17 protein-coding genes are annotated in these 26388 nt (G+C 46.4%); 16 read left to right on the top strand and 1 reads right to left on the bottom strand.

What is annotated here, in order from left to right; all coding sequences use genetic code 11:
• Positions 1-3: 3 nt before the first annotated feature.
• The 5 genes from AC1ECB_RS19050 (at position 4) to AC1ECB_RS19030 (ending at position 14900) form a co-directional block, all read left to right on the top strand.
• Entirely contained in the window at positions 4-9387 is a 9384-nt protein-coding gene (locus AC1ECB_RS19050) for a proprotein convertase P-domain-containing protein (protein ID WP_485665262.1), read from the top strand.
• A 100-nt stretch (positions 9388-9487) separates the two neighbouring features.
• Complete coding sequence (locus AC1ECB_RS19045; RefSeq protein WP_485665261.1) at positions 9488-11635, top strand: type I secretion system permease/ATPase; 2148 nt, start codon at positions 9488-9490, stop codon at positions 11633-11635.
• A complete protein-coding gene (locus AC1ECB_RS19040; protein ID WP_485665260.1) occupies positions 11626-13023 on the top strand; it encodes an HlyD family type I secretion periplasmic adaptor subunit in 1398 nt (465 codons plus the stop codon). Before AC1ECB_RS19045 ends, AC1ECB_RS19040 begins: the two co-directional genes overlap by 10 nt.
• Before the next feature lie 142 nt (positions 13024-13165).
• On the top strand, positions 13166-14080 hold the full coding sequence (locus AC1ECB_RS19035) for a Na/Pi cotransporter family protein (RefSeq protein WP_485665259.1): 915 nt from the start codon (positions 13166-13168) through the stop codon (positions 14078-14080).
• Positions 14081-14303: 223 nt separating this feature from the next.
• Positions 14304-14900: an ECF transporter S component gene (locus AC1ECB_RS19030; RefSeq protein WP_485665258.1), complete on the top strand. Its 597-nt coding sequence runs from the start codon at positions 14304-14306 to the stop codon at positions 14898-14900.
• Positions 14901-14991: 91 nt separating this feature from the next.
• Here AC1ECB_RS19030 and lepB read toward each other — a convergent pair whose 3' ends face one another.
• The gene (lepB, locus tag AC1ECB_RS19025) at positions 14992-15555 is read right to left on the bottom strand and encodes a signal peptidase I (RefSeq protein ID WP_485665257.1); all 564 of its coding nucleotides are present in this window, start codon (positions 15553-15555) and stop codon (positions 14992-14994) included.
• A 179-nt stretch (positions 15556-15734) separates the two neighbouring features.
• Here lepB and AC1ECB_RS19020 point away from each other — a divergent pair, with 179 nt between their 5' ends.
• The 11 genes from AC1ECB_RS19020 to AC1ECB_RS18970 all read left to right on the top strand — a co-directional run bounded on the left by AC1ECB_RS19020 (position 15735) and on the right by AC1ECB_RS18970 (position 26385).
• A complete protein-coding gene (locus tag AC1ECB_RS19020; RefSeq protein WP_485665256.1) occupies positions 15735-16586 on the top strand; it encodes a YitT family protein in 852 nt (283 codons plus the stop codon).
• A gap of 542 nt (positions 16587-17128) precedes the next feature.
• Positions 17129-18130 carry a lipoate--protein ligase gene (gene lplA, locus AC1ECB_RS19015; RefSeq protein WP_485665255.1) on the top strand — a complete coding sequence of 334 codons (1002 nt, stop codon included), beginning with the start codon at positions 17129-17131 and terminating at the stop codon, positions 18128-18130.
• A 41-nt stretch (positions 18131-18171) separates the two neighbouring features.
• Positions 18172-18780 carry a DUF5714 domain-containing protein gene (locus AC1ECB_RS19010; RefSeq protein WP_485665254.1) on the top strand — a complete coding sequence of 203 codons (609 nt, stop codon included), beginning with the start codon at positions 18172-18174 and terminating at the stop codon, positions 18778-18780.
• Positions 18777-19070, top strand: coding sequence for a lipoyl domain-containing protein (locus tag AC1ECB_RS19005; protein ID WP_485665253.1), 294 nt, complete (start codon positions 18777-18779; stop codon positions 19068-19070). The genes AC1ECB_RS19010 and AC1ECB_RS19005 overlap by 4 nt, the downstream gene beginning before the upstream one ends.
• Before the next feature lie 398 nt (positions 19071-19468).
• Complete coding sequence (locus AC1ECB_RS19000; protein WP_485665252.1) at positions 19469-20446, top strand: aliphatic sulfonate ABC transporter substrate-binding protein; 978 nt, start codon at positions 19469-19471, stop codon at positions 20444-20446.
• Positions 20447-20512: 66 nt separating this feature from the next.
• Positions 20513-21322, top strand: coding sequence for an ABC transporter permease (locus tag AC1ECB_RS18995; protein WP_485665251.1), 810 nt, complete (start codon positions 20513-20515; stop codon positions 21320-21322).
• Complete coding sequence (locus tag AC1ECB_RS18990) at positions 21319-22074, top strand: ABC transporter ATP-binding protein (RefSeq protein WP_485665250.1); 756 nt, start codon at positions 21319-21321, stop codon at positions 22072-22074. Before AC1ECB_RS18995 ends, AC1ECB_RS18990 begins: the two co-directional genes overlap by 4 nt.
• Before the next feature lie 307 nt (positions 22075-22381).
• Complete coding sequence (locus AC1ECB_RS18985) at positions 22382-22630, top strand: hypothetical protein (RefSeq protein ID WP_485665249.1); 249 nt, start codon at positions 22382-22384, stop codon at positions 22628-22630.
• A gap of 608 nt (positions 22631-23238) precedes the next feature.
• On the top strand, positions 23239-23427 hold the full coding sequence (locus tag AC1ECB_RS18980) for a hypothetical protein (RefSeq protein ID WP_021169628.1): 189 nt from the start codon (positions 23239-23241) through the stop codon (positions 23425-23427).
• Between the two features lie 381 nt (positions 23428-23808).
• Positions 23809-25896 carry a sigma-54 interaction domain-containing protein gene (locus AC1ECB_RS18975; RefSeq protein WP_485665248.1) on the top strand — a complete coding sequence of 696 codons (2088 nt, stop codon included), beginning with the start codon at positions 23809-23811 and terminating at the stop codon, positions 25894-25896.
• A 354-nt stretch (positions 25897-26250) separates the two neighbouring features.
• A complete protein-coding gene (locus AC1ECB_RS18970; RefSeq protein WP_021169626.1) occupies positions 26251-26385 on the top strand; it encodes a hypothetical protein in 135 nt (44 codons plus the stop codon).
• Positions 26386-26388: the final 3 nt, after the last annotated feature.

The following is a 26388-nucleotide window of genomic DNA, read 5'->3' as shown; positions in this document are numbered from 1 at the left end:
GTTATGAGTGAAATCTTTGTACCCAATCCGGAAATTAAAAATATTACGGTAAATGGTATAAATGTGCCGGAACTGGCTGATTGTGCAGACTATTCTTACAGAACTACAGGTGCTCCGCATGGATTTACGGCAGTGGGTGAGGTAGTGAACAATCTTACAGGTTTTCGTGCCCGTATATTTCAGAAAGATGGGACAAATACATACGTAGTTGCTACTGCCGGAACAGAGTTGCAGGTAGGGGATATTATATCTGATGCCTCTTTGGGCTTGGCTGTCCCGGCTCCCCAGTTTAGTAGTTCCTCAGATGTGTGGACAGCATTACAAGAACTAGGCATTGATAAAACAAATGTAGAGCAACGGGTGGTACTTACGTCTCATTCACTTGGTGTTGCCGATTCTTGTGATCAAGCTGGTTACATTTATGAACAGACAGGCGGAGTTTGGGTCCCAGGGATCGGTTTCGGGGGACCCAAATCAGCAGCCTCCGTGCAATTGAACCATAATGAAATATCTCTAAGTGAATGGGGAAATTTTAATTTTACGAATATAATCGATCCACGAGACCCTGTTCCCCAAATGGGATACGGCACTCTGTACGATGTTCCAAGTGGTCGTTTAGGAAATGATGTATTTATATTCAATAATTATAATGGTAACACAAATAGCTCAAATTCTAGCTTTCAATATCACCATAGTAATTTGTACTATTCGAACTCAAAAAATATTTATGACACGCCTACTTATGGCTTATCAGAATTAAAAGAAGTTTCTAACGGTATAATTGATAATTTTATTCCCACTGATGAAGTAATAGTAACGGCGACTAGGCTGCCCAAAGATCCTAATAATTACTATATACAAACAACCCTTCAATCAGGCGATGGATGGAATACCTTACAAACCATATATGGCAGTGGTGTAAAAAATGCAATTGATAAAGATGGCAATGCTGTATATAACACCACACTAAATTCCGGCACCACCATACTAATACCAATGACTGGCACTGACTTAGCTACTTTGCAACAAAGCGAAAATTTACGAGGCGGCGACAAAGGAATAAGTATAATAGGGTCTGGTGGAAATCTTTCATATGCTACATCTTATTTCGGAGAGGATATTACTCCGACTGGCGTAGCAAACAATAATGGTATAGCTAATCCAGGCGAAGTATCTATAGGACAGAATGTTGTGCTATTCCAGACACCTAAGAGTTCCACCAACACCTTCGATTTTACCTTTAACCCTAACCTCACACCAAAACAACAAGGATCAACCGACTTGCAGCAGCAGGAGAATCAGGTTGGACAAGGAACAGTCTTCAGCGGTGGCGGCTATAATATTTTAACAGATCCAATTAGCCTCAATTACGGTACAGATATTGTATCAGGATTATCCAATTCAATTCTTTCTGATGGAACCATGCCCGGGAATGGAAATCTTAATCCACAATATCTGATTACAACTCCTTTTGAGGGATTTATATCATCGCCAACCTGGTCAGGCGTAAATATCAACTCGATATCCGGTCAGACTTACATACCTGTTGATCCCCTTGTTTTGGACCTCAACGGTGACGGTGTAAAACTCACCGACTACAGTTCATCACCAGTCCTCTTTGATGCCGACAATGACGGGGGCAGTCTGGAACAGACCGGCTGGGTGTCGCCGCAGGACGGTATCGTGGTTGTAGATCGGAACAATAATGGCAAAATCGATAACATTTCTGAAACCATGTCCGAATACTACGGTGGAGCAGCCGGCGCAAACGGCACAGCAGGCACCAAGCCCTACAAGAACGGTTTCGAAGCGCTCAAAAGTCTGGATTCCAATCACGACGGCATATTTAATAGCAGTGACACCGCCTGGAGTTCAGTCAAAGTCTGGGTAGATGCCAACCACGACGGCAAGTCCTGGAATGATGCCAACAATAACAATGTCATTGACGCGGGTGAAGCTTCTGAACTCAAGACATTGACGCAACTCGGTATTACTCAAATCAACCTTGCCAACCAGGTCCAGTCGGGCGAAGTGCTTGATGGCAATGAAGTGTTGGCCCGCGGTAGCTTCGTCCAGAACGGTCAGTCCAAGACGGCCATAGCCGCCAACTTTCTCACCAACCCCAATGGCAGTACTTTTACCACTTCGGGCAGCGGCATTGTGGCAACTACCCAAGGCTCAGGCAGTACAGCGCCTACCAGCGCCTACGTTGCGGGCAGCTCTACCGGTGAGATCATTAACGTGGCGACCAAAGGCGTGAAGAATGCCTACGGCGGTGCCGGAAACGACACACTTATCGGCGACGCCAACAACAACTGGCTCGCAGGCGGACAGGGAAGCGACACCTTCAATGCCGGAGCAGGCGATGACGTCTTGCTCATTGACGCCGACGATAAAAAGGCTAATATTCATGCCGGTGCGGGCACAGATGTTGTGCAGGTGATTGGCGATAAAGGCGTGACGCTAAACCTGGCGCAAGCCGAAGTTGAAATCGCCCAGGGTGGCCGAGGCGCTGACGTCTTCATCGGCGGCGGGACAAGCTCGGTCTTCATTTCCGGTGGTGATGGCGATGATATCATGATCGGCGGGGCGGCCAGTGATGCCATAGCCGGTGAAGACGGCGACGATTTCATTGATGGTGGAGCAGGCAATGATGTGCTGCGCGGCCATCGTGGGCGCGATAACATCTATGGGGGAGCAGGCGACGATTTTCTCGACGGCGGCCAGGACGACGATGCCCTCTACGGTGGCAGCGGCAACGATGTGCTCAAAGGCAGCACCGGCGACGACTATATTGACGGCGGTGCCGGCACCAACGTAATTGAGCTTTCCGGCAGCTTCTCCGAGTACCGGATTACCAAGACAGCCAACGGCGTGTGGATCAGCGACACAGTGGCCGGGCGTGACGGTACCGACTTTGTCAAAAACGTCAAAAAAGCCAATTTCAAGGACGTAAGTCTGGTTGAAATACCCAGCAATACCAGCGCGGGCCTGGAAAATCCGATGCCGGTGAAAGACGTGCTGACAAAGGACAAAAACGGCGTTGCCTTCGATCACGCTAACGCGCATCTCATTGCCAAGGAGCAACTGTTGATTAATGACATCGACTGGCAGGGGGACAGTCTTAAGATAACCCAACTGTTTGACGTGCAAGGCGGTACGGCCACAATTACCACAGCAGGCGATGTACTTTTCACGCCGACTCCGGCCTTTACCGGCATTATGGGGTTCAAGTATACCATCGCTGACGCCAAAGGCAACCAGGCGGCAACGGCCATTGACTTTAATACCGGTCAGACCGCTGCCATGCGGGCGGCGGTGTACCTGAAAACACCGGACTTGCCTTCCGACCCCTTGGTTGTAGACCAATGGTATCTGTCGGAAGCCAACATTCTGCCGGTATGGAAAGATTACACCGGTAAAGGAATCCACATTGGCCAGTTCGAACCAGGCGGAGCATTTTCGACAACCAAAGAGGTACTGGATTATAAGCATCCGGACCTCAAAGATAATATCGACCCCGAATGGTTGGCTAACGCCACGCCAGGCAGCATGGCGGGTGATGGCGCGGAAGACCGTTATAGCAACCACGCCACCTTGGTAGCCGGCGTGATGGTAGCCGCCAAAAATGGGCAAGGCAGTGTGGGCGTGGCCTATGACGCAACGGTGGCCGGACACTGGCTGCCCAAAGATGACGTTGCCGGCATTGCCACTGGACTTGCATCGATGAAATGGTACGATGTGGTTAATAACAGCTGGAGTGCCAGTCCTAATTTCTTCCTGTCCACTGCACCGGTGGGTACGCAAGCCAAGGAATATGTCGACGCGGTGCAGGACGGTCGAAACGGTCTCGGAACAGTAATCGTGTCAGCTGCCGGCAATGACCGGGCCAAAGGCGGCAACACCAACTATAACTATAACAGCAATAACCGCTTAACCATTACCGTCGGCGCCATTAACGCGCGGACTGATCTAGGCATGCTGCAAGTAGGTGAAAAACCGTTCTCAAGCCAGGGCGCCAACATCCTGGTCGCCGCGCCGGGATCAAATATCACATCTACTTCGCGCCTAATCCAGAATGATAACGGCAGTACCTTCGGGTCAGACACTACGACCTCGCAGGGTACAAGCTTCGCTGCGCCGATAGTCTCCGGCATCGTAGCGCTGATGTTGGAAGCCAATCCCAAGCTTGGCTATCGCGATGTACAGCAAATTCTGGCGATATCTGCGAAAAAGGTGACTGACCCCAACACCACTTGGGCGACAAACCATGCTGCCAACTGGAATGGCGGCGGCATGCACTTCTCGCATGATTACGGTTTCGGCGAGGTTGACGCCCGGGCGGCGGTACGATTGGCTGAGACCTGGATGACGCAGCAGACTTACAATAATGAGATTTCTTTGGCAGCGCCGCCGGCATCAGGGGCCATCAATGCAGCCATTCCGGACAACAACGCGGCAGGAATCTCCCGTACCCTGGTTATGCCGGCCAATGGGATTCTGACTGAGCATGTCGAGGTACGTGTCAGCCTTACCCACGCCCGTCCGGGGGATCTGATTCTCAAGCTCGTTTCACCCTCCGGCACGGAAGCTGTTTTAATGAATCGTCCGGGTAAAGATCCTAATAATTCATCAGCTTCTGGCGATGCAACCTTTAATGGTTCCAATACGCTGGACTATGTTTTTACCACAGCTTGCAACTGGGGCGAGAACGCCGCCGGAACCTGGACGCTAAAGGTTATCGATACCGCGACCGGCAGTACCGGAACGTTAAATAGCTGGAGCATTAACGTGTATGGTAATGGTGATTCGGTTGATGACCAGTATGTTTACACCAATGAGTATGCAACACTTGCCGCCAGCGGTCGCAATGTCCTCAACGACACCGACGGCGGCCGGGACACCATCAATGCTGCCGCCATTGCCAGCGGCAGTTTGATTAACCTGACAACCGGTGCAGCCACTCTGGCCGGGACGGCACTGACGATACAAAATCCCGGCAATATCGAGAATGTCATTGGCGGCGAGTTCAATGACACCATTACCGGCAATGCGGCTACTAATTTCCTGGTAGGCGGCAGGGGCAATGATACAATAGCCGGCGGGGCCGGCTGGGATGTTTTGTTCGGCGGTGCCGGCAACGACACACTGACCGGTGGAGCTGACAGCGATGTATTTGTAATTGAAAAAGAAGCGGGCGCAACTGATGTCATTACCGATTTTGTCGCTGGCTCAGAAAGGATTCTGCTATCGAAGTTCGGTGCAAATGCCTATTCGTCGCTGATCTTTACCCAGGAGGGTGCAGACACACGGATCAATCTTGGCAATGGGCAGACAGTATTGCTAAAAAATGTCACCGCCAGTACACTTACAGCCAGCAGCTTTTTGAGTGTCGCCGAAGGGCTTACTCCCCGCGATTTGACAAATTATGCGGGCGTTCGTTTTGGCAATGATACGGCGGAAGCCGAAACCACTCTTCCCAATGACGGCTATATCTATTGGGCCGGCGACGGCGGTGAACGGGTCTTCGGCGGCACCGCCAATGATGCCATCTACGGCGGTGGCGGTGACGATATCCTGGTCGGTGAAAATACAACAGACGGCACAACCGGCGGAAATGATATTATGAACGGCGGGACCGGCAATGATGTGGTGCGCGGTGGCGGCGGCAACGATACATTGTACGGCGGTGACGGTTTTGACTACATCGGCGGCGACGCCGGCAACGACACCATTTACCTGGAAGGGGACCAAGCAGTCGCCGGCTGGAATACTGCCAATATTATCAGTGCCAGCGGGACTTTCACCGGCATGTCCTACAATCTGGCCGGCGGTACGGTGGCTGGCGTTGCCGGCGGCAGCGGCAATGACCGGTTTGTAGTGGCAGAAGACACAACGGCGGCCGCCTCACAAGGAGTGATGAAAAATCTCATTTACGACTTTGAAGTGACCAATAGCAATGAAAAAATAGATCTTTCCCACATTCGCTCGGTCAAATCATTTGCCGACCTTAACTTCAGCAATTTTAATGTAAACGGCGATCAAATCCTGCGCATTTGGCTGGGACCCATGGCGGTTGGCACGCAATACATTTCCCTGTACAACAAAACTGCCTCCCAACTCTCGGCAGCAAACTTTATTTTTGCCGATGCCGGCGCCTATCCGCCGGTAGCCCATCCCCTGCTGCAAGGAACCAGCAGCAACGATACTTTGATCGGCGACGCCGGCGGCCAAACGCTGGACGGCGGGCTGGGTGCCGACACCATGGAAGGGCGCACCGGCGATGACACCTACATCGTGGACAACGCCGGTGACGTCGTCAAAGAAGTGGCCGGTGGCGGCTATGACACAGTGAAAGCAAGTGTGAACTACACGCTGCCTGACGAAGTGGAAGCACTTACCCTGACCGGCACGGCCAATAGCAACGGCACAGGCAACGCCGTGGCCAACCGGATTACCGGCAATAGCGGCAATAACGTGCTCAATGGCGGTGGTGGCAGCGATATCCTAATCGGCGGCGCGGGCAATGACACCTATGTCGTCGATGACGGTGCCGACCGGATTCTGGAAAACCCCGGCGAAGGCACAGATACCGTCCAATCTTCGGTGTCCTTTACTTTGGCCGGTAATCTGGAAAACCTTACCCTTACCGGTACGGGCGCCATCAACGGCACAGGCAACGCCCTCAACAACATACTTACCGGCAATGCAGCCGACAACAAACTGGACGGAGCGCAAGGTGCCGACACCATGGCTGGCGGCGCAGGCAGCGATGTGTACCTTGTCGACAACGCCGGGGATGTTGTCACCGAGAACGCCAATGCCGGCATTGACACCGTTTATGCTACCCTTAACTACACCCTGGGCGCCAATGTCGAAAACCTCATTCTCGGCAACGCCGCAGTCAGCGGTACCGGCAACGAACTGGCTAACGAAATCACCGGCAACGCAGCCAACAACATACTGACCGGCGGCGCCGGCAATGATTGGCTGGACGGCGGCACCGGCGCTGATCAATTGCGGGGCGGCACTGGTGATGACACCTATGTGGTCGACAATGCCGGGGATGCAGTAACGGAAAATGCCAGCGAAGGCAATGACACTGTCCTTTCATCCATCACCTATACGCTTGGCGCCAATGTCGAAAATTTGGCACTGACTGGAACAGCCAATAGTAGCGGGACAGGCAATACACTGGATAACATCCTCATCGGTAATAGCGGAAACAATGCGCTGAGCGGCGGCGCGGGCAAGGATATCCTTGACGGCGGCAACGGTGCCGACATGATGGCTGGCGGTGCAGGTGACGATATGTACGTAGTAGATAATACCAGCGATGGCGTGACCGAGAATGCCGGTGAGGGCACCGATACCGTGCAGTCAAGCATTTCCTATACCTTAGGGTCTAACCTTGAGAATCTAACCTTGACAGGCACAGGGGCGATAAACGGAACAGGCAACACGCTGAACAATACCATTACCGGTAACAGCGCCAACAATGTGCTTAATGGCGGCACTGGGGCAGATACGATGGCTGGCGGTGCCGGCAACGACACCTACATCGTGGACAATGCCGGCGACATTGTGACCGAGAATGCGGGCGCCGGCACTGATATGATACAATCGTCCATTACTTATACGCTAGGCGCCAACCTTGAGAACTTGACTCTAACCGGTACGGCAGCAATCAATGGGACAGGGAATACGCTGAACAATGTACTTACAGGCAACGGTGCTAATAATGTACTGACCGGTGGCGCCGGCAACGATACCCTCAACGGTGGTGCGGGTGCGGACACGCTGGTTGGTGGCGCAGGCAACGACACCTATGTTGTGGATAATGCAGGTGATAAAGTAACCGAGAATGCCGGTGAAGGCACAGATACCGTGCAGTCAGCCATTACCTACACCTTAGGGTCTAACCTTGAGAACCTCACCTTGACCGGAACGGTGGCAATTAATGGCACGGGGAACACGCTGGACAATGTACTTGCCGGCAACGGTGCCAACAATGTACTGACAGGCGGCGCCGGCAACGATACCCTCAACGGTGGTGCGGGCGCGGACACGCTGGTTGGTGGCGCAGGCAACGACACCTATGTTGTGGATAATGCAGGTGATAAAGTAACCGAGAATGCCGGTGAAGGCACAGATACCGTGCAGTCAGCCATTACCTACACCTTAGGGTCTAACCTTGAGAACCTCACCTTGACCGGCACGTCAGCAATTAATGGCACAGGGAATACGTTGGACAACGTACTTACAGGCAACGGCGCCAACAATGTACTGACAGGAGGCGCCGGCAACGATACCCTGAACGGTGGTGTGGGTGTAGACACGCTGGTTGGTGGCGCCGGCAACGACACCTATGTGGTAGATAATATCGGTGATGTCGTGACCGAAAATGCTGGTGAAGGAACAGATACTGTGCAGTCCTGGATTACCTATATCCTGGGGGCCAATGTTGAAAACCTGATGCTGGCTGGCACAGCAGCAATCAACGGTACTGGCAACACGCTGAACAATACCATTACCGGTAACAGTGCCAACAATGTGCTTAATGGCGGCACTGGGGCCGATACCATGGCTGGCGGTGCCGGCAACGACACCTACATCGTGGACAATGCCGGCGACATTGTGACCGAGAATGCGGGTGCCGGCACTGATATGGTACAATCGTCCATTACTTATACGCTAGGCGCCAACCTTGAGAACTTGACCCTGATCGGCACGGCAGCAATCAACGGGACAGGGAACACGCTGGACAATGTACTTACAGGCAACGGTGCTAATAATGTACTGACTGGCGGCGCAGGCAATGATACCCTCAACGGTGGTGCGGGTGCAGACACGATGGTTGGTGGCGCAGGCAACGACACTTATGTCGTGGATAATGCAGGTGATAAAGTAACCGAGAATGCCGGTGAAGGCACAGATACCGTGCAATCAAGCATTACCTACACCTTAGGGTCTAACCTTGAGAACCTCACTTTGACCGGAACGGCAGCAATTAATGGCACCGGAAACACGCTAAACAATATCATTACCGGCAACAGCGCCAATAACACGCTCAGCGGTGGTGCCGGCAATGATACCCTGACAGGTGGCGCTGGCAGCGACACCTATCTATTCGGAAGCGGCGCGGGCAATGACACCATTAACAATTATGATACCAGCGTCGGGGCCGATGTCCTGCAGTTCCAAAATCTAGTGATGGCAAGTATTGCGTTTACCCGTAATGGCAATGATCTGGTGTGCACAATAGCACAAACCGGTGAAACCGCCCGTGTCAGCAACTGGACCTTAGGAACAAGCTATCAGGTCGATCAGTTCAAGTTCTCTGACGGTACATTAACCGCCGCGCAGGTTAGCCAGAAGATTGCGTAACACTAAAATCTGCAAGGCATAATAAGAGAACGTCGATACCGGTAGCATTAGCTACCGGTATTGATGCTGCTCAATTTGCCACATGTAACGGAGGCCAAAAATGGAACCAGAAAACAATAACCCCAATCGACCGGACAGCGGCTTGATGTGCCTGGTCACCGCTGCCCGGTTACTGGGCATACCGGCCGATTATCAGCAACTCAAGCGGGCCTTTCTCGTAAACGCAATAACAGCAGATGCGATCATTATGCTGCGAGCAGCCAAAGAGCTTGGACTGAAGGCCAAACAAACGAGTACGGTGATCACGAAACTGGCAAAACTATCGCTGCCTATACTGGCTTTGCTGGGCAACGGTCAATATGTGGTTGTCGTAAAAGCTGACGACCAAAGAGTGCTAATTTTCGATCCCTTTAAAGAACGGCCACTCACGCTAACCCACGAAACTTTCAGTGCCGCTTGGACCGGCACGGTGATTTTACTCACCCGCCGCTTCAGCCTGGCAAACCTGGAAAAAGAATTTAACTTTAGCTGGTTTATCCCGGTCGTGGTAAAATTCAAACGCTTTTTTGGCGAGGTTTTAATCACCTCGTTCTTTTTGCAAAGCTTTGGCCTAATCACGCCTCTGTTCACCCAGGTCATTATCGACAAAGTCCTGGTCCACAAAGGAGTGACCACGCTGGACATTTTGGCGGTCGGTCTACTGGTGATCAACTCGTTTGAAGGCATTCTGGGAGTTTTGCGTTCTTATCTTTTTTCCCATACCACCAACCGGGTGGACGTTATCCTTGGCGCCAAACTGTTTCATCACTTATTAGGGCTGCCGCTGCAATATTTCGAAATCCGGCGGGTGGGTGACACCGTAGCCCGGGTGAGGGAGCTGGAAAACGTTCGCCAGTTCCTTACCGGCTCGACCCTTACCGTTGTTCTCGACCTTTTTTTCGCTATCGTCTTTATTATTGCCATGTTTTTCTACAGCGTAACCCTAAGCTTTGTTACTCTGGCGGCGCTGCCGTTGTTCGTGGCCCTTTCACTTATCGTTACCCCCATTCTCAGGCAGCGTCTTAACCATAAATTTGCCTGCGGATCGGAAATGCAATCCTATCTGGTGGAATCCATTACCGGTATTCACACCGTCAAAAGCCTGGCCATTGAGCCGCAGTTCGACCACAAGTGGGAGGGAATTTTATCTAACTACGTCAAGGCTTCCTTTCATACCACCATCCTTGGCAACCTGGCCGGCAACACCGCCCAATACATCCAAAAACTATCCACCCTCGCGGTGTTGTGGTTTGGGGCTCATCTGGTTATGGATGGCACTTTGACCGTCGGCCAACTTATCGCTTTTCAAATGCTGGCCGGCCGGGTGACCGACCCGGTGCTGCGGCTGGCTAACATCTGGCAGGACTTCCAGCAGGTTCGGCTGTCGATTGAGCGGCTGGGGGATATCCTCAATTGCCCCCGCGAGCCGGTCTTTAACCCTAACCGGACGCTGCTGCCGTCCATCAAAGGCCATGTCGCCGTCGAAAATTTGTCCTTCCGTTACCGAAATGACGGTCCGTTGGTGCTGGACGGGATTAACCTGGCCTTTCCGCCAGGAACCACGGTGGGGATTGTTGGCCGTTCGGGTTCGGGTAAAAGCACTCTCACCAAACTCATCCAGCGGCTGTATATCCCTGAGCGAGGCCGGATTCTCATCGACGGTATCGACCTGGGCCAGGTCGAGCCGGCCTGGCTGCGCCGCCAGATCGGCGTCGTTCTGCAGGAGAACTTCCTGTTTAATGGCAGTGTGCGGGAGAACATCGCCGCCGTCGATCCGGGTGCTCCGATGGACCGCATTATCCAGGTGGCCAAATTAGCCGGCGCCCATGAATTCATTCTGGAGCTGCCGGAAGGCTATGACACCAGCGTCGGCGAACGCGGCACCGCCCTGTCCGGCGGCCAGCGCCAGCGAATCGCCATCGCCCGGGCTTTGCTGGTCAATCCCCAAATTCTTATTTTCGACGAAGCGACAAGTGCCCTGGACTACCAATCGGAAAAGATCATTCAGGATAATCTCCAGCAGATTTGCCGGGGCCGGACGGTATTCATCATCGCCCACCGCCTGTCGACAGTCAGAGATGCCAATATCCTGGTGGTCGTCGAAAAAGGACGGATCATCGAACAAGGCGGCCACCAGCAGCTCTTAAAACTAAAAGGCGCTTACTATCACCTCTATATGCAGCAGGAGGGAAAAGAAGGATGCGCTTAAAAATCGGGGACTGGTTTCAGGATAAACTTACTTGGCTAAAGAATTTGTACAAAGCAACAGATCAATCAGACCAACTCACCAAAAGTGAAATGGAATTTCTGCCGGCGGCCTTGGAAGTTGTTGAGACACCGCCGTCGCCTCTCGGCCGGGCTATTGTCTGGATGCTAATTTCCCTGTTCGTTATTGCGCTCTTATGGGCGTGCATCGGCCATGTTGACGAGGTGGCCGTGGCACCGGGAAAAATCATTCCCTCCGGCTATACCAAGACCATTCAGGCTTTCGACACCGGCGTGGTGAAAACCATCCACGTCAAAAACGGCAGTAAGGTCCAGCCCGGCGACGTGCTTATTGAACTGGACACTACCTTTACAGCGGCCGACCTGGCCCGCCAAATGAAAGAACAGGCCTATTACCAATTGGAAATCGCGCGTCTGCTCGCCGAACAGCAGGATATGCCGTTTGTTCCTAACAGCAACGCGGGGGTAAATCCCCAGGATGTTCAGTACCAACTGCAGCTATATCGCAGCCGGATGGCCGAGTATCAGGCCAAGCTGGCCGCGGCGCAGCAGGCGGTCAACCAGGCCGAAGCGGCGCTGGAAACTATCCAGGCCACAAAAGAAAAACTTACCCAGCAACTGGAGATTATCACCGAGCAAGAAAACAAAATGAAGGAATTGGCAGATGCCGGAGCAGTGGGAAGTTTTCAGTACCTGGAATACCGCAAGCAACGTATTGGCATCCAGCAGGATCTTGCTGCCCAGAGCAGCGACCTTGTCAAGGCCAATCACGCCCTGCTGCAAAGCATGGAGACCCTAAATAATATAAAAGGCGAACACGACCGGGATATTATGCAGAAGCTGGTGGACGACCGGCGCCAGCTCCAGGCGGTGGAAGAGGATTTGCACAAGGCGCAGGAAAAAAACCGTTTGAGTACCGTTACTTCCCCTATTGCCGGCACAGTGCAGCAACTGGCGGTAACCACGGTGGGCGGAGTGGTTACCCCGGCGCAAAATCTGATGCTGGTGGTTCCCGAAGGGGAGCAGATGGAAGTCGAAGCGTGGGTGGCCAACAAGGATATTGGCTTTCTCTATGAAGGCCAGAACGCCGAAATCAAGGTCGAAACCTTCAACTTCCAGAAATATGGGACGCTGGATGCGACCCTGGTGGAAATTAGCCGCGACGCGGTGGAGGATAAAGACAAGGGTCTGATTTACCGGGCTCTGCTCCGGACGAATAGCGACTATTTTGACCTGGCAAGCGGCCGGACGGTTTATATTAGTCCCGGAATGGCTGTAACGGCAGAAATAAAGACAAGGCAGAAGCAGATCATCGAGTATTTCATGGATCCGTTTATCAAATATAAAAGCGAGGGCTTGAGGGAGCGGTAAATGACTCAGGACAATGATATAAAACCTGCCCGCGGGAGCAGGCCCAATCGTAAATTGCCGCGTGAAAAGAATAGCCGGCAAACATACGGAAACACCCTCCAACATATGGTAAAAGAAAAGTATATGTTGGAGGGTTGCATATATGTTAGCGGTTTTTCTGGGTATAGGTATGCTGTTAGGTGGCATCTTTGTCATGCGTTATGGGTTGAAAAAGGCGCTGTGGTATCGGTTGCAGATAGTTTTAGAGAAGCTGACGAAAACGCCTTGGCGTGGTTTGCTATTAGGTACAGTGACTGCTGCTGCATTTCAGAGCAGTACAACGGTTTGTCTAATTACAATTGGCTTGGTAAGTGCTGATTATATGTCTTTTCGGCAGGCATTAGGCATTATCCTGGGAGCAAATATTGGTACCTGTTCTACTCTGGGACTGGTTAACTTGACACTTCCGTCAAATTATATTTGGGTTTTGATGCTATTTTGCTTTGTACTGGGTATTATTAGGAGACTGCGCTATGTAAGTTTTGCCTGTATAGGATTGCTAAGTATGTTTGCCGGCATTGAACTGTTAGTGCAGGGGATTGCAAGTATCTCCGAGTTGGAGCAGTTAACAGAGTATCTTATTCTTGCTAAAACGCAGCCGTTTTATGGTATATTGGGCGGTTTGATTGTAACAATAGTATTCCAGTCAAGCAGCGCTGCTACTGCTTTACTAATGTTGCTTGCTGACCGGGGCGTAGTAGATATAACTACAGCCGTTTATATTGTTTATGGCAACAATATCGGTTCCTGTGTATCATCTGTTGTTTTTAGTGCGGTAGCGCCGTTGGCTGCCAGGCGGGTGGCCCTGTCCCACATTCTGCTGAATGTCCTGGGGGTTGTTAGTTTTCTGCCCATAACTCAGTTTTTTATCATTGTTGCTGAGTGGATTACAACAGATTTCAGCAGCCAGGTGGCAACTATCCATATATTGTTTAATCTGTTATCTTCGATAGCAGGATTGTTGCTGTTTAATCAATTTACCAAGCTGGTTTTTTTTCTCATCCCCAAGCCTAAGTGATAAGGTAAATATGGGGAATTGTTTCTTTGCTGGTTGTGCTCTTAAAAAGGATTTTGTAAAAAAAATATACAAATTTTATAATAAATGTGGTAACATGTTAAACGGAAGTATGACAAGTTGCCTTTACTAGCTGGTATTTAATGGAAACCAGACTGGCGGCTTGGTACGCCCTGAAGAAATCGACTTATATCCCACAAGGGAATAAGAACGGAGGTAACGAATAATGGAAAAAATGGTGTCGCTGCGAGGAACAGGTAGATTTGGAGTGCGGCAGATTGCGATTATTGGTATGTTGTCAGCCATATCTATCATTTTGGGGCTTTCAGGCTTTGGATTTATTCCACTACCTACGGCTAAAGCAACTATTATGCAAATTCCGGTTATTATTGGCGCTATTTTGGAAGGCCCGGTTGTTGGGGCCATGATTGGCCTGATTTTTGGTCTATTTAGCATTATTCAAAGCTTAACTGCCCCTACTGTTCTTTCTTTTGCTTTTATCAATCCTTTAGTATCAGTGCTGCCACGCGTGTTTATTGGTGTTACTGCCTACTATGCGTATAAGTGGACACGGAGCAAACACGAAGGAGTTCGCATTGGTGTGAGTGCGGTGGTTGGTTCGCTCACCAATACGTTTGGTGTACTAACCATGATTTATGTCCTATATGCCGCCCAATTCGCTGCGGCGCGGGGAATTGATCTGGATGCAACCATTCAGGTCATTTATGGTATTGCGTTAATTAACGGTATTCCGGAAGCCATTATTGCTGCCGCTATTAGTATTCCTGTTGTAGGGGCAATTAAGAAACGGTATAAAAACTAAAACATAAAAGCCTGAGGCTCAGAATAAAATAATACCCTATAGAGTGACAAGGTAAAGTCTACTCTATAGGGTATTTTGATTTATAATCGTCTTATAACACAAGTACTACTTTTCCCAGTACATGACTGACAGGAACAGGCCCAATATAACGACTGTCGCTGGAGTTGTTGCGGTTATCGCCTAGCACGTATACTTGGTTTGCTGGCACAGTAACTTTCTTTGGAGCGGCAGTACGCATGGTTTCTTTAATATAGGGTTCATCAAGCACACTACCATTGCGGTATACTTGACCATCCTTAATCTCAATGGTATCGCCTGGCTTGCCGATGATCCGCTTAATCCAGATATGAGTATCAATCTCTGCCAGTTTGACAACGCTAAGGTATGTGGAGACAGGGTCGGCAAGATCATCTTTTACACCACGTTCACGAAATACGCGGCTATCAATAATGACGATGTCACCATAGTCAGGTGTGCCGACAAAGGTATGGGATAACTTAGATACAAAAACATAATCATTGTTATGAAGGTTTGGTTCCATGGAACTGCCTACAACCCGGGTGGGCTGAAATACGAAAGCATTAATCACAATCGCCATTGCCAGTGCAATGGCCAGGCTGTATGTCCAGTCAGCAATTTCTTTAAGTAGTTTCATTCTTGAATTCCTCCTAATATTAAAATTCTACCAGATTGAACGGGCAGTAGCAAGAAATATTGATAGTTAGGCTGAAATAATCAAACGATAGTACTAGATATAATTATTGGAGGATATTCACCGCATTTGAATAGTGTGGTAAAATTTAAATAAAGTAATGAACGAGTAACGGAGGATATATGAAAAATAAGATTAATCAATATGTATGGGTAGCCATTGGGTGTTTACTCAATGGTCTTGCCATTAACGCTTTTTTGGTGCCACACCATCTCTTAAGCGGCGGGGTTTCAGGTTTGGCTATTATTTTTTATTTTCTTTTTGGTTTTCCAATTGGAGTGCAAATCTTGTTGATGAATATTCCGCTATTATATGCCGGCTACCGGCTTTTGGGCAGAGAGTACACAATTGGTACCATTTATGGAACCATCTTCTTTTCTTTGGCAGTGGATGCCACGACGTTTGTTTCACAATTTAACCTAATTGATGATCCCATCATTTCGGCCGTTACTGGCGGTGTTCTCGCAGGTATTGGCAGTGGTCTTATTTTCCGCATGAACGGCAGCGGAGGTGGTTTAGATATTGTTGCTGCAATTGTAAAAAAGTACTATTCGCTTAACTTTGGGGCCGTAGGGTTTGCAATTAACTGTTTAATCATGGGTGTGGCAGCCACGCTGTTTGGCCTGAAGCTGGCGATGCTGACACTGATTTCGATGTTTATTAGTGCCAACCTTACTGATAAAGTGGTAGAAGGTTTTAATCGCAAAAAAACTGTTTTTATCGTTTCCTATAATACAGATGCTATTATTGATGTCATTTTAAAAGAGGTAGGGCGGGGTGTTACCATTCTACATGGACAAGGCGCATTTACCCGCCAGACCAAGCAAGTATTGTTCGTCGTTGTCACTCTAACCCAAATTGCCAAAATTAAACAACTGGTTGATGAGGTTGATCCTCATGCCTTTATGATTGTGCAGGATGCCGCTGAAGTTATGGGCCACGGGTTTACTTTGCCGAGAAGTAGGCAAATGTAGCTGATAGATATGCTGCGAATATACAGATAGTTACTTAAAACCACTGGTCTAATAAACGTAAATAAAATGGTAGCAATTTATTTGACAAGTTATTTATGGTATTGCGTTATATAGAAAATAGTGCTATAATTCCTTCATAAGTTAACAAATAAATATGTACCGTTATTTTGAATGAATTTAAAGTATAAGGTAAAATACTCAGATTATTAGCTTTACAATGCGGAGTATTTATTCACTGCTTGTTTAAATCTAAACTTAGGCAAAGGCGCTTAGTTATATCCTTTTTGGCGAAGGAATAACTAAACGCCTTTATTATTTCTAATTGTATTACCATAGTGCTGAGATTTTAGTAAGAGATAATCCTGCTATTACGTGAATTAGTGACTGATGAGTGGAATATGAAAAAATATGGTGTGATAAAAAGGTTATATACAGTTATTGATAAGGGGCTGGAGTGCTTAAAACGGTGGCTGAACACACTAGAAAATAAAATATGTGCTGCATTGTGAGTCCGGCAGCCTGTGTGAAGAGTGGTAAATAGTATGATAGAAGAAATTATTTATATCGAAAGCGATCAAACAAATCCCTATTATAATTTAGCACTGGAAGAATATTTGCTTTTTCGTGTGAAGAAAAAGCAATGTATATTGTATCTATGGCAAAATTTAAATACAGTTGTCATTGGAAGAAACCAAAATTGCTGGAAAGAATGCAGAATAAACCAATTAAAAGAAAACGGGAGTTATTTGGCAAGAAGGGTATCAGGTGGTGGCGCGGTTTTCCATGATGAGGGAAACTTAAATTTTTCATTTTTAGTAGAACAAAATGATTATGCTCTTGATAAGCAAGTAGATGTTATTTTGCTGGCATTGCAAAAGCTTGGACTTAACGCAGTGAAATCCGGGCGTAATGATCTTACCATTGAGGGAAAAAAATTTTCAGGAAATGCATTTTACGAAAAGAATGAACGCTGTTTACATCATGGGACGTTGATGGTAAATGTAGATGTCCGGAAATTGTCCCAATATTTACATGTATCGAATGAAAAGCTACAATCCAATGGCGTTAGTTCTATAAGAGCCAGAGTGGCTAATTTGGAAAATTTCTGTAAAGAACGTTTATCAGTTACTTGTTTAAAAGAAAAACTGGTAGAGGCTTTTGGTGAGATATACGGATTAACCCCGTTGAAACTGGGCATGGAACAGATTAAGTACAGTGATTTACAAGAATCGATTGATAAATTTTCTTCCTGGGAATGGGTATTTGGAAGAAAGATTAATTTTCAATATGAAATTTCAAAAAGATTTGCCTGGGGTGAAGTTGTTTTTCAGTTTAATGTGAACAGGGGGAAAATCGTAACGGTAGGAGTCTATTCTGACGCTATGAATTCGGATTTGATTGCAGCGATACCTGCAGTTTTGAAAGGGTGCATTTTTGAAAAAGACAATATTTGTGCTGCACTTTCTCAAGTACCTGCCTGTGATAGGGCGGAGAAAAAAATACTGCAAGATATAGGTGAACTGATCGGCGAACAAGAGTTTTAAAATAACGCAATCAACTTTTAAGGGGAAAGGATAGGAATTTTATGCATTTGATCGAAAATGAGGATGAGATTTACGACAAATTACAGGCACAGTGTCTGGAGATGTTTGAAGCAGATGAAAAATTAACAGTTGTTGATATGGCAATAACGCTAATGGATAATGAGGAAGTTCCTATGCATTATCCATTTCATCATTTTATTGTGCCGGCGGTACTGCTAACTGCAACGAAGAAAGCTCAGCAAGCGGCCCGTGATGAATTATGTATTAGTTTAACAGAAGCGCTAAAACGTTCTAAATATGTTTTGGGCGGGTTTTGTGGCAGCCATGGAGCTTGCGGCGCGGCAATTGGCATGGGCATTTATATGAGTATTGCAACAGATAATACGCCAATGTCTACAAGAACGTGGTCGTGGGTAAATCAAGCGACTGGAGTATGCTTGCAGGAAATTTCTAAAATTCCGGGACCGCGATGCTGTAAAAGAACAGTATTTATTGTCCTGAAGACAGCAATAACCTTCGTCAAAGAAAAACTGAACATTGATCTTCCTATGCAGGAGCAAATCATTTGTAAATATTATGAACGCAATGCCGAATGTAAAAGGGTAGTATGTTCGTTTTATCAAGCAGAGAGTGAGGGGGAAAAGGAATGAGAGAAGCAATTCTTGTGCCGAGTTGTGCAATGCCGAAGAGAAGTTTGGAAAAAACGTGTTCTTGTCAGGACAAGCCAACGGGCTTGAGGTATAAGACGGGAAAGCTTCTGTGGCTAAAGGATATTGGTGAGTTTGTAAGCAAAGATGAAGCCGTCTGTGAGGGAGAAATTGAGAAAAAGGTATTTGATTTTTGCGCTCCTTGTGATGGTTATCTTGTAGAAAAGTGTATTGAAGATCAGGCGGAATTTTTATATGGGGATATTTTGGGTTATGTGAATAATGAGACCTGATATGTTATCCTCAATAAGGAGGAAGTGCCGCTTGATCTATGATGTAGTAGCTATTGGCGAAGAGGTTTCGCCAGTCAACAGAAATCAAATAGGGATTAGATAATAGTGAACTCGTTTCAGCATAGCTGAAACAATGGGGATTCAGGTGGAGAGCCTACTCTACCTGAACCGACGCCGCCTGTAGAGGCAGGAGTCTTGACTCGCGTACTAAAATAAAAAGCCATTGATTGCAAGCGAATTTTAACTTGCAATCAATGGCTTTTTTATATATAATGTTATACAAGATAGGATATGGAAATAACTTCGAAAAGAGGGATTTACATGGTAAATTTTAAAAGATATGTTGATAATTCTGGTAAATTAGGAAAGCATTTTAATGACGATGAGGGGTTAGTTTAATGAAGAAGTTGAAATTATTTTCGGTAATGTTTATTATATTATCGACTGTTTTGGCAGTAAGCGGTTGTACAAGTACTTCTGTAACTCAGTCCAAGAATGACACGTCTGGCTTAAAAGAGATTCGTGTCGGCGTTGTACCATTGCCTCATTACGCTCATATGTGGGTGGCGAAAAAGAAAGGATTTATTGACGAGGAACTGCAAAAAGTCGGCTTTAAGCTGAAATGGCAGCCGTTTAGTCTGGGACCAATGGTGAGTGAAGCCTTTGCGGCTGGACATTTAGACATGGGGGTTATGGGAGATTTTCCCGCTTTTATTGGCCGTTCTGGCGGTACGAACTACCGGATTGCATCAATTGCTTCTGCTGCACCGAAAGCTTTGGCGTTGGTTGCAAAAAAAGATTCGGCTATTACTAAAGTAACTGATTTAATGGGAAAAAAAGTCGCTACGACCAAAGGCGCTTATGGACAGAAGTTATTATCACTGCTTTTGGAGAAAAATGGCATGACCATGAATGACATTCAATTCATTCACATGTCAATGGATGATCTCGCCACAGCGCTGCTGCGTGGTGACGTCGCGGCAGGTGTTATATGGGACCCTTTAATAACCCGCCTGGAAGAAGCCGGTGAAATCAAGATTGTCGCTGATGGGACAGGCATTTATGAAGCCTATGCCGTGTTGATGGCAAATGGGGACACGCTTGCTAAGAATCCGGAGGCGGTGGATGCCGTATTGCGGGCATTCCAGCGGGGAGATGAGTACTTAAAGCAAAATCCGGATGAATGTATCAAATTATTGATGGAAGATATGAAAATACCGGAGTCGCAGTTGACCAGGATTATCAGTAAATTCAATTATGACGGGACAATCACTGATAAATTTGTGACAGATATGAAGGATACGGAAGAGTTTATGCGTAAGAACGGTCTGATCAAAACCCAGGTGGATGTTCAATCCTTTATTCCCAGGGAATAAGGATATATTGGTACAACCCATGGCAAAGTAGCATGTGTTGAGAATCGGTGAGGGAGATATGAGATAATGGAAATGGTGCTAAAAATAGCTAAAGTATACAAGATCGGTATGATTACCGGTTGTCAGCACTGGAAACGGGTTTTGTTACCTTGTATTTTGCTCGCCGTATGGCATGGCATTACTGCCAGCGGCATGGTAAAACCGATTTTGCTGCCATCTCCAGCTCAGGTATTTGATGCTTTGGTTGTTATGCTATCTAACGGGGAATTGGCCATTCATTTAGGAACAAGCATGATACGGGTGTTAGAAGGGTTTATCCTGGCTGCGCTTTTAGGAGTAGGGTTAGGACTGGTACTGGGTATTTTTCCACTTATGTTTGAATTGCTGGATGGCTTAATTCAATTGCTTAGACCTATCCCGCCTATAGCCTGGCTACCCTTATCGATTCTTTGGTTTGGTATTGAGGAAGGATCAAAAATATTTATCATCATCATCGGGGCATTTTTTCCCATCTTTATCAATGTTTTAGACGGTATTCGGCAAACAGACCACAAATTTGTTGAATTATCGCAAGTGCTGGAAGTACCTAGACGCAAGTTTATTGCGAAAGTCGTTATTCCTGGTGCCCTTCCCTTCATTATTTCCGGACTTCGGATTGGTCTTGGTTATGCCTGGATGTGCGTTGTAGCTGCAGAATTGTCTGCCGGGATGAAAGGCGTCGGATATATGTTGACAGATGCCCGGGCGCTAGCCCAAACGGATAGGGTTTTGGTAGGTATGCTGGCCATTGGTGTGATTGGCAAAATTATGGATAGTATGCTTCGCACTATGGAAAAGAGAATTATCCGCTGGAAGGAGTCATTTACCGGGGTATGAGAGATAACAATCATGTAGTTATAACCAATTTATCCAAGATCTATAAAAAACAAAATAGCGATGTACTAGCACTTAATGGAATAACTCTCAATGTGTCCCGCAATGAATTTCTATGTATTGTTGGTGCCAGCGGCTGTGGTAAAAGTACTTTACTTCGTATCCTTAGCGGGCTTGACAAGGAGTATAATGGGTCAGTTAGTGTTGGGGGAACAAAAATCAACGGTCCGGGTCTGGAGCGGGGAATTGTCTTTCAAGAACATAGGCTATTGCCTTGGTTGACAGTGCGGGACAATATAGAATTTGCCTTACAAACAGGAACACAGGCAGAAAAAGCCAACCTTATTGCCGGTCATCTTAAACTGGTCGGGCTTGCCGGATTTGAGAAAGCCTATCCGAATCAGTTATCGGGGGGGATGGCACAACGGGTTGCAATTGCCCGGGCCTTAGTTAACCGGCCTGACATTTTGCTTTTAGATGAGCCTTTTGGCGCACTGGATGCTCTAACCCGCCTAAAGTTGCAGCAACAAATCCTTGATATATGGGAAAAAGAAAAAACTACGATGATCATGGTCACCCACGATATTGAAGAAGCCGTATTTTTGGGAGATCGAGTTGTTGTAATGTCAGAGCGTCCTGGAACGATCCAGAAGGAGTTTTTGGTGGGACTCCCGCGACCTAGAAATCGTTCCGGTGTGGCTTTCCAGCAGGTAAGAAAAGAGATTTACCGGGAATTTTATGCAGATTTGATGTAGATATATATGAATGATCAGGGTGAGGAATAAATAAAGAGAATGGTAAAAGTTATAAACAAAAATTACGGCCAATTTAAGGGCGGGTAAAATTAAGTGTATAAGTTCGATGGAACATATACACTTAATTTATTCGCCCCATTTTCTAATTATTGGAATTTGGATGGGCGCGATTGTTTGTATTGGAGACCGATATATTTTTGATTCTTAAAATAGGACAACCGGCTATAAACTGTCCTATTTTGATTCTTGACGCTGTGTCCAATTAGTGTAATACTCAAAATAGTAAGAAGTAGAGGAGGGCTATATTATGGCATTCACATTGCAAGATGCGGCGGCCGTTTGGAATAAGCTTCATCAAAACAGTGGTTCAACATCTCCGTCGGTATTCATGGGGAACATGGCTATGGATCTGGGGGATTACCAATCCAATGAAGATTTGGAGAAAAGGCTACGGGAGCTTTTTAAGGCAGCGGAGGTAGAGTATCCGGAAAAAAGCCACGTAATGCATCTTAAAACAACACTTTTAGCTGCACTTAGCCGATTTGATACGAAATAGCTGCTGTATCGCTGCTGCTTCGATAATAAAAAACTAGTAATCACTACTGGATATTACATAGAGTGTCTGAGCGCTAGTCTCAAAATAGGACAGTGAACTCGTTTCAGCATAGCTGAACATTGGGGATTCAGGTGGAGAGTCTACTCCACCTGAATTATCGCCGCCTATAGAGGCGGGGTCTTGACTCGTATCCAAGTTGCTGCTATTCTGTGCTTCGCATTCTGTGTAGGATCTAGGATTGATAGGGGAACTAAGGAGGAAGCAATATGTGTTGGTCTTGCAATCCATATTGTGGGGGATGTAAGCCGCCAAAGGAAAAGTCAAGAGCCTGTCCTGTTTGTGGTACCTATAACTTCCCTGAACGTAAAAACTGCAAAAAGTGTGGAACAGAAATGCCACCACTTCCAAAACGTCCAACCGTTATGTGTCTATATGTTGATGACTTATGTGCGAATCCCTGTAATAAGCATAAAAAGCCTTCTCAAGATGGTATCGCGAAGACGTGTAAATATCGTACTCCACCTCCCGATACGTCAGATAACGCTGAATGATCGTACTTTTTTGATAAAAGTATTGCTTAAAAAAACTACTATAAGGAGAAATGAAATATGGAGATCGATTATCCTTCTTTTACAAATTCAGGATTTGGTACCGAATCAATTATCATTTCGCAGGGCGAATATATACTGCTTAATATGGTAGATAAAACTAGTCGTCCGCTTGGAAAAACATCGGAAGAAGCAAGAATGAAGCTTAGAGAAATCAAAATGGAACATTTAGAATATCTATTACCATAATAATACTAATAATTCCATATAGACAAAGTAGAATTTTACTAAAATTTAAAATTGAGAATTATCCGAAATTTTAAATTTTTGAAATGCTTGTTTGGCAGGATTTTATAGAAAATGCAAGAATCATTACTTATAGATGAGTTCCGTGTCATCTTTTCCCATATGAATACCCATGGGAAAGGGTTGACCGAAAGGTATGAAGAGTAGTTTTCATACCTACCCTATTGTGCGAAGGAAGTCTGTAAAGGCTGCCTCTTTTTTTTCAATATCTAAGAATAAAAAAACAGGCTCTAATTACACTTATAGTTTAGTAACTTTGTGGTTGTTACATAGCACGAGTGTTATGTAAAAAATCATCTGGTAAAAGTAAGGGGGGGACTGTAGGTGACTGTTGTAGAGTATACTCATAGTATCTCAAATGCACCAGCTAATTTTCTTACTATTAACAGCGAACTATTATCTCGTGAACGTTGGCAGGCTATACTTCAATATAAACAGGCGTTTCTACAAAATGAAGCTGAGGATCCACGCCAATATTCCTATATGGATCAGGAAGTGGCTGCTTCCTGGATTAGATCACGTAATAGAGGTGTTAATCCTTATTCGGTGGTGACAGGTTCCAATTTGAGTCCGGTTGAATTATCTGAAATTTTGGATAAAAACCGTGGACTCATAGACATTACCTATTCGTTGACAAAATCCTTGCAGGAGGTCATTCTAGCCTGTGGCTATATTTTATACTTATTTGATAAAGACGGAGTAGTATTGTTGAATAATGGAAGTTTGGAGAGCTTCGTAAGACTTCCGGAATTCGATACCCGGACAGGTTTGCTTATCAATGAAGAATCCGAGGGTACTACTGCTCATGAATTATGCCTGCGGCTTAAGCGTCCTGTTCAGTTAATTGGTCCGGAACACTATTGCATTGCTTTCCAAAATAGTATTGCTTCGGCAGCTCCAATAAAAGATGCAAATGGTAGTATCCAGGCTGTAGCGGTGCTGGTAAGTCAGCCCCTGTTAAATACACCTGAGGAAGACACCATTAAAAAGATGGGGCCACATAGTTTGTGTTTGGTAACTACTCTGGCAACTACTATAGAGAATGAATTTAACCTTAAAAATAGGTTTAATACTGTTAATAATGCATTGCACGCTACTTTGGCCTGTATCGATGAGGGCATTGTAACAATTGACCAACAAGGCCGAATTCTTCATATTAATCCGGCAGGTAGGCGTATTTTGAAGCTCAGACAGGAAGAAGCTGCTGCTAGAAATATTAATGAATTTCTAGGCGATAATTCTTGTTTAATGGATATAGCGAAAAAGGGCGAGAATGTAACTATTGAAGAACGTTTTGGTGTGGATTTTGACAAGGACTGTTTTCAGGTGAATATCCGGCCAATTCTAAACCAAAACACCCAAGAGCTAGATGTCGCTGTGTTAAAACTAAGTTCTTGTGAAAAGTTAGCTACTCAAAAAAGTGGCAAATCAGGCAATGTGGCTATTTACACGTTTGAGAATATCATAAGCCAGAACAAGGAATTTCAGAAGAGTATGGCTTTAGCGCGGCGCTTCGCCAGTTCACCGGAAAACATCCTCGTTATTGGGGAAAGCGGTACAGGGAAGGAACTTTATGCCCAGGCGATTCATAACGTGTATCGTCCTCAAGGACCGTTTATGGCAGTAAACTGTGCCGCTATGCCCAGGGAATTAATTGAAAGTGAACTATTTGGTTATGAAGGTGGCAGCTTTACTGGTGCGGAACGAAATGGCAGACCTGGAAAAATTGAATTAGCGCACGGGGGCACGCTGTTTCTAGACGAAATTGGTGACATGCCGCTGGAGCTTCAGGCTGTTTTGCTAAGAACGTTGGAAGATAAGCAAATTATGCGAGTTGGCGGTAGTCGTTATAAAAAAGTTGATTTTAGATTAATTGCGGCCACAAATAAAAATCTTAATAAAATGGTAAAAGAAAATCGATTCCGTGCAGATCTCTTTTTTCGATTATCTGTATTAACGATTAACATACCATCACTAAGGGATAGAGGGGTAGATATCAAAGTTCTTAGTGAGTTCTTTGTTGAAAAATATTGCAGAAAAAATGGCTGGGATATTCCGAAAATTAGTTTGGCAGCCCAGAAAAAACTTAATGAATATGAATGGCCGGGCAATGTACGGCAATTGCAAAACGCAATGATTTATGCCGTCAATACTGCCCTGGGCGGCATAATCAAGCCGGAAAATTTGCCGAGCTATATTATTTTGGAAACCTGCCCGATAAAAATTGAGGATATATCTAGCGGCAATGGAAACCTGGGCGAAATGCTTTGCCTGGAGAATCTTGAAAAAGCTGCTATCGAAACGGCGCTAATGCATGCTAATAACTACGTACCTGCTGCAGCCGAGATATTGGGTATAAGCCGATCTACCTTATATCGAAAATTGAAAGACTATAATATTGAATATGGCTAATGCGATAAATTACACGTTAAACCAGAAATACTCCTTGAATTCAAGGAGTATTTTCTTATTTCTGCCAGCCAGAGGCCCCGCGTAAGCAATTTTTTTTGTCCAATTAACCCCATCAGGGTTAAAAATCCTAAAATGACATTATGCTCTTAATTTTAGACTGCCTGATTTTCAGCGATTCTCCTGCACTACAGAGCAGCAGGCAATACTCTAACCATCCTAAAAAGAGATTATGTAATGGTCACTTTTGTTAAAGTAAATATGCTATAAACCCTGAAAGTACGCGGATCTGCAGGAATATAAATAAACTGGCATGATTATTGCTTAATAGTTTTGACATAAAGGAGGTGATTTTCTATGGCAGAAAATAAAGAAGAGAAGGCTCCAAAGGCAGAAGAGGCTGGCAAAGAGAAGGCCGTCGATAATTCTCAATTGCCACCATCAAAGCGCAAACCCGGACAGAACTACGGCTCAGCAAATTTCAAAAAATAAATA

It is taken from the genome of Sporomusa sp. 246TCP1, assembly GCF_057319775.1.
The sequence above is the reverse complement of the archived record's forward strand: the minus strand, read 5'-3'. Positions and strand labels throughout refer to the sequence as shown.

Bases quoted from the DNA above. Each gene is read 5' to 3' on its own strand.
- lplA (WP_485665255.1), top strand. From the start codon at position 17,129: ATGATAGAAGAAATTATTTATATCGAAAGCGATCAAACAAATCCCTAT.
- AC1ECB_RS19000 (WP_485665252.1), top strand. From the start codon at position 19,469: ATGAAGAAGTTGAAATTATTTTCGGTAATGTTTATTATATTATCGACT.
- AC1ECB_RS19005 (WP_485665253.1), top strand. From the start codon at position 18,777: ATGAGAGAAGCAATTCTTGTGCCGAGTTGTGCAATGCCGAAGAGAAGT.
- AC1ECB_RS19020 (WP_485665256.1), top strand. From the start codon at position 15,735: ATGAAAAATAAGATTAATCAATATGTATGGGTAGCCATTGGGTGTTTA.
- AC1ECB_RS18970 (WP_021169626.1), top strand. From the start codon at position 26,251: ATGGCAGAAAATAAAGAAGAGAAGGCTCCAAAGGCAGAAGAGGCTGGC.
- AC1ECB_RS19040 (WP_485665260.1), top strand. From the start codon at position 11,626: ATGCGCTTAAAAATCGGGGACTGGTTTCAGGATAAACTTACTTGGCTA.
- AC1ECB_RS19050 (WP_485665262.1), top strand. From the start codon at position 4: ATGAGTGAAATCTTTGTACCCAATCCGGAAATTAAAAATATTACGGTA.
- AC1ECB_RS18985 (WP_485665249.1), top strand. From the start codon at position 22,382: ATGGCATTCACATTGCAAGATGCGGCGGCCGTTTGGAATAAGCTTCAT.
- AC1ECB_RS19035 (WP_485665259.1), top strand. From the start codon at position 13,166: ATGTTAGCGGTTTTTCTGGGTATAGGTATGCTGTTAGGTGGCATCTTT.
- AC1ECB_RS18995 (WP_485665251.1), top strand. From the start codon at position 20,513: ATGGAAATGGTGCTAAAAATAGCTAAAGTATACAAGATCGGTATGATT.
- AC1ECB_RS19030 (WP_485665258.1), top strand. From the start codon at position 14,304: ATGGAAAAAATGGTGTCGCTGCGAGGAACAGGTAGATTTGGAGTGCGG.
- AC1ECB_RS18990 (WP_485665250.1), top strand. From the start codon at position 21,319: ATGAGAGATAACAATCATGTAGTTATAACCAATTTATCCAAGATCTAT.
- AC1ECB_RS19010 (WP_485665254.1), top strand. From the start codon at position 18,172: ATGCATTTGATCGAAAATGAGGATGAGATTTACGACAAATTACAGGCA.
- AC1ECB_RS18980 (WP_021169628.1), top strand. From the start codon at position 23,239: ATGGAGATCGATTATCCTTCTTTTACAAATTCAGGATTTGGTACCGAA.
- lepB (WP_485665257.1), bottom strand. From the start codon at position 15,555: ATGAAACTACTTAAAGAAATTGCTGACTGGACATACAGCCTGGCCATT.
- AC1ECB_RS19045 (WP_485665261.1), top strand. From the start codon at position 9,488: ATGGAACCAGAAAACAATAACCCCAATCGACCGGACAGCGGCTTGATG.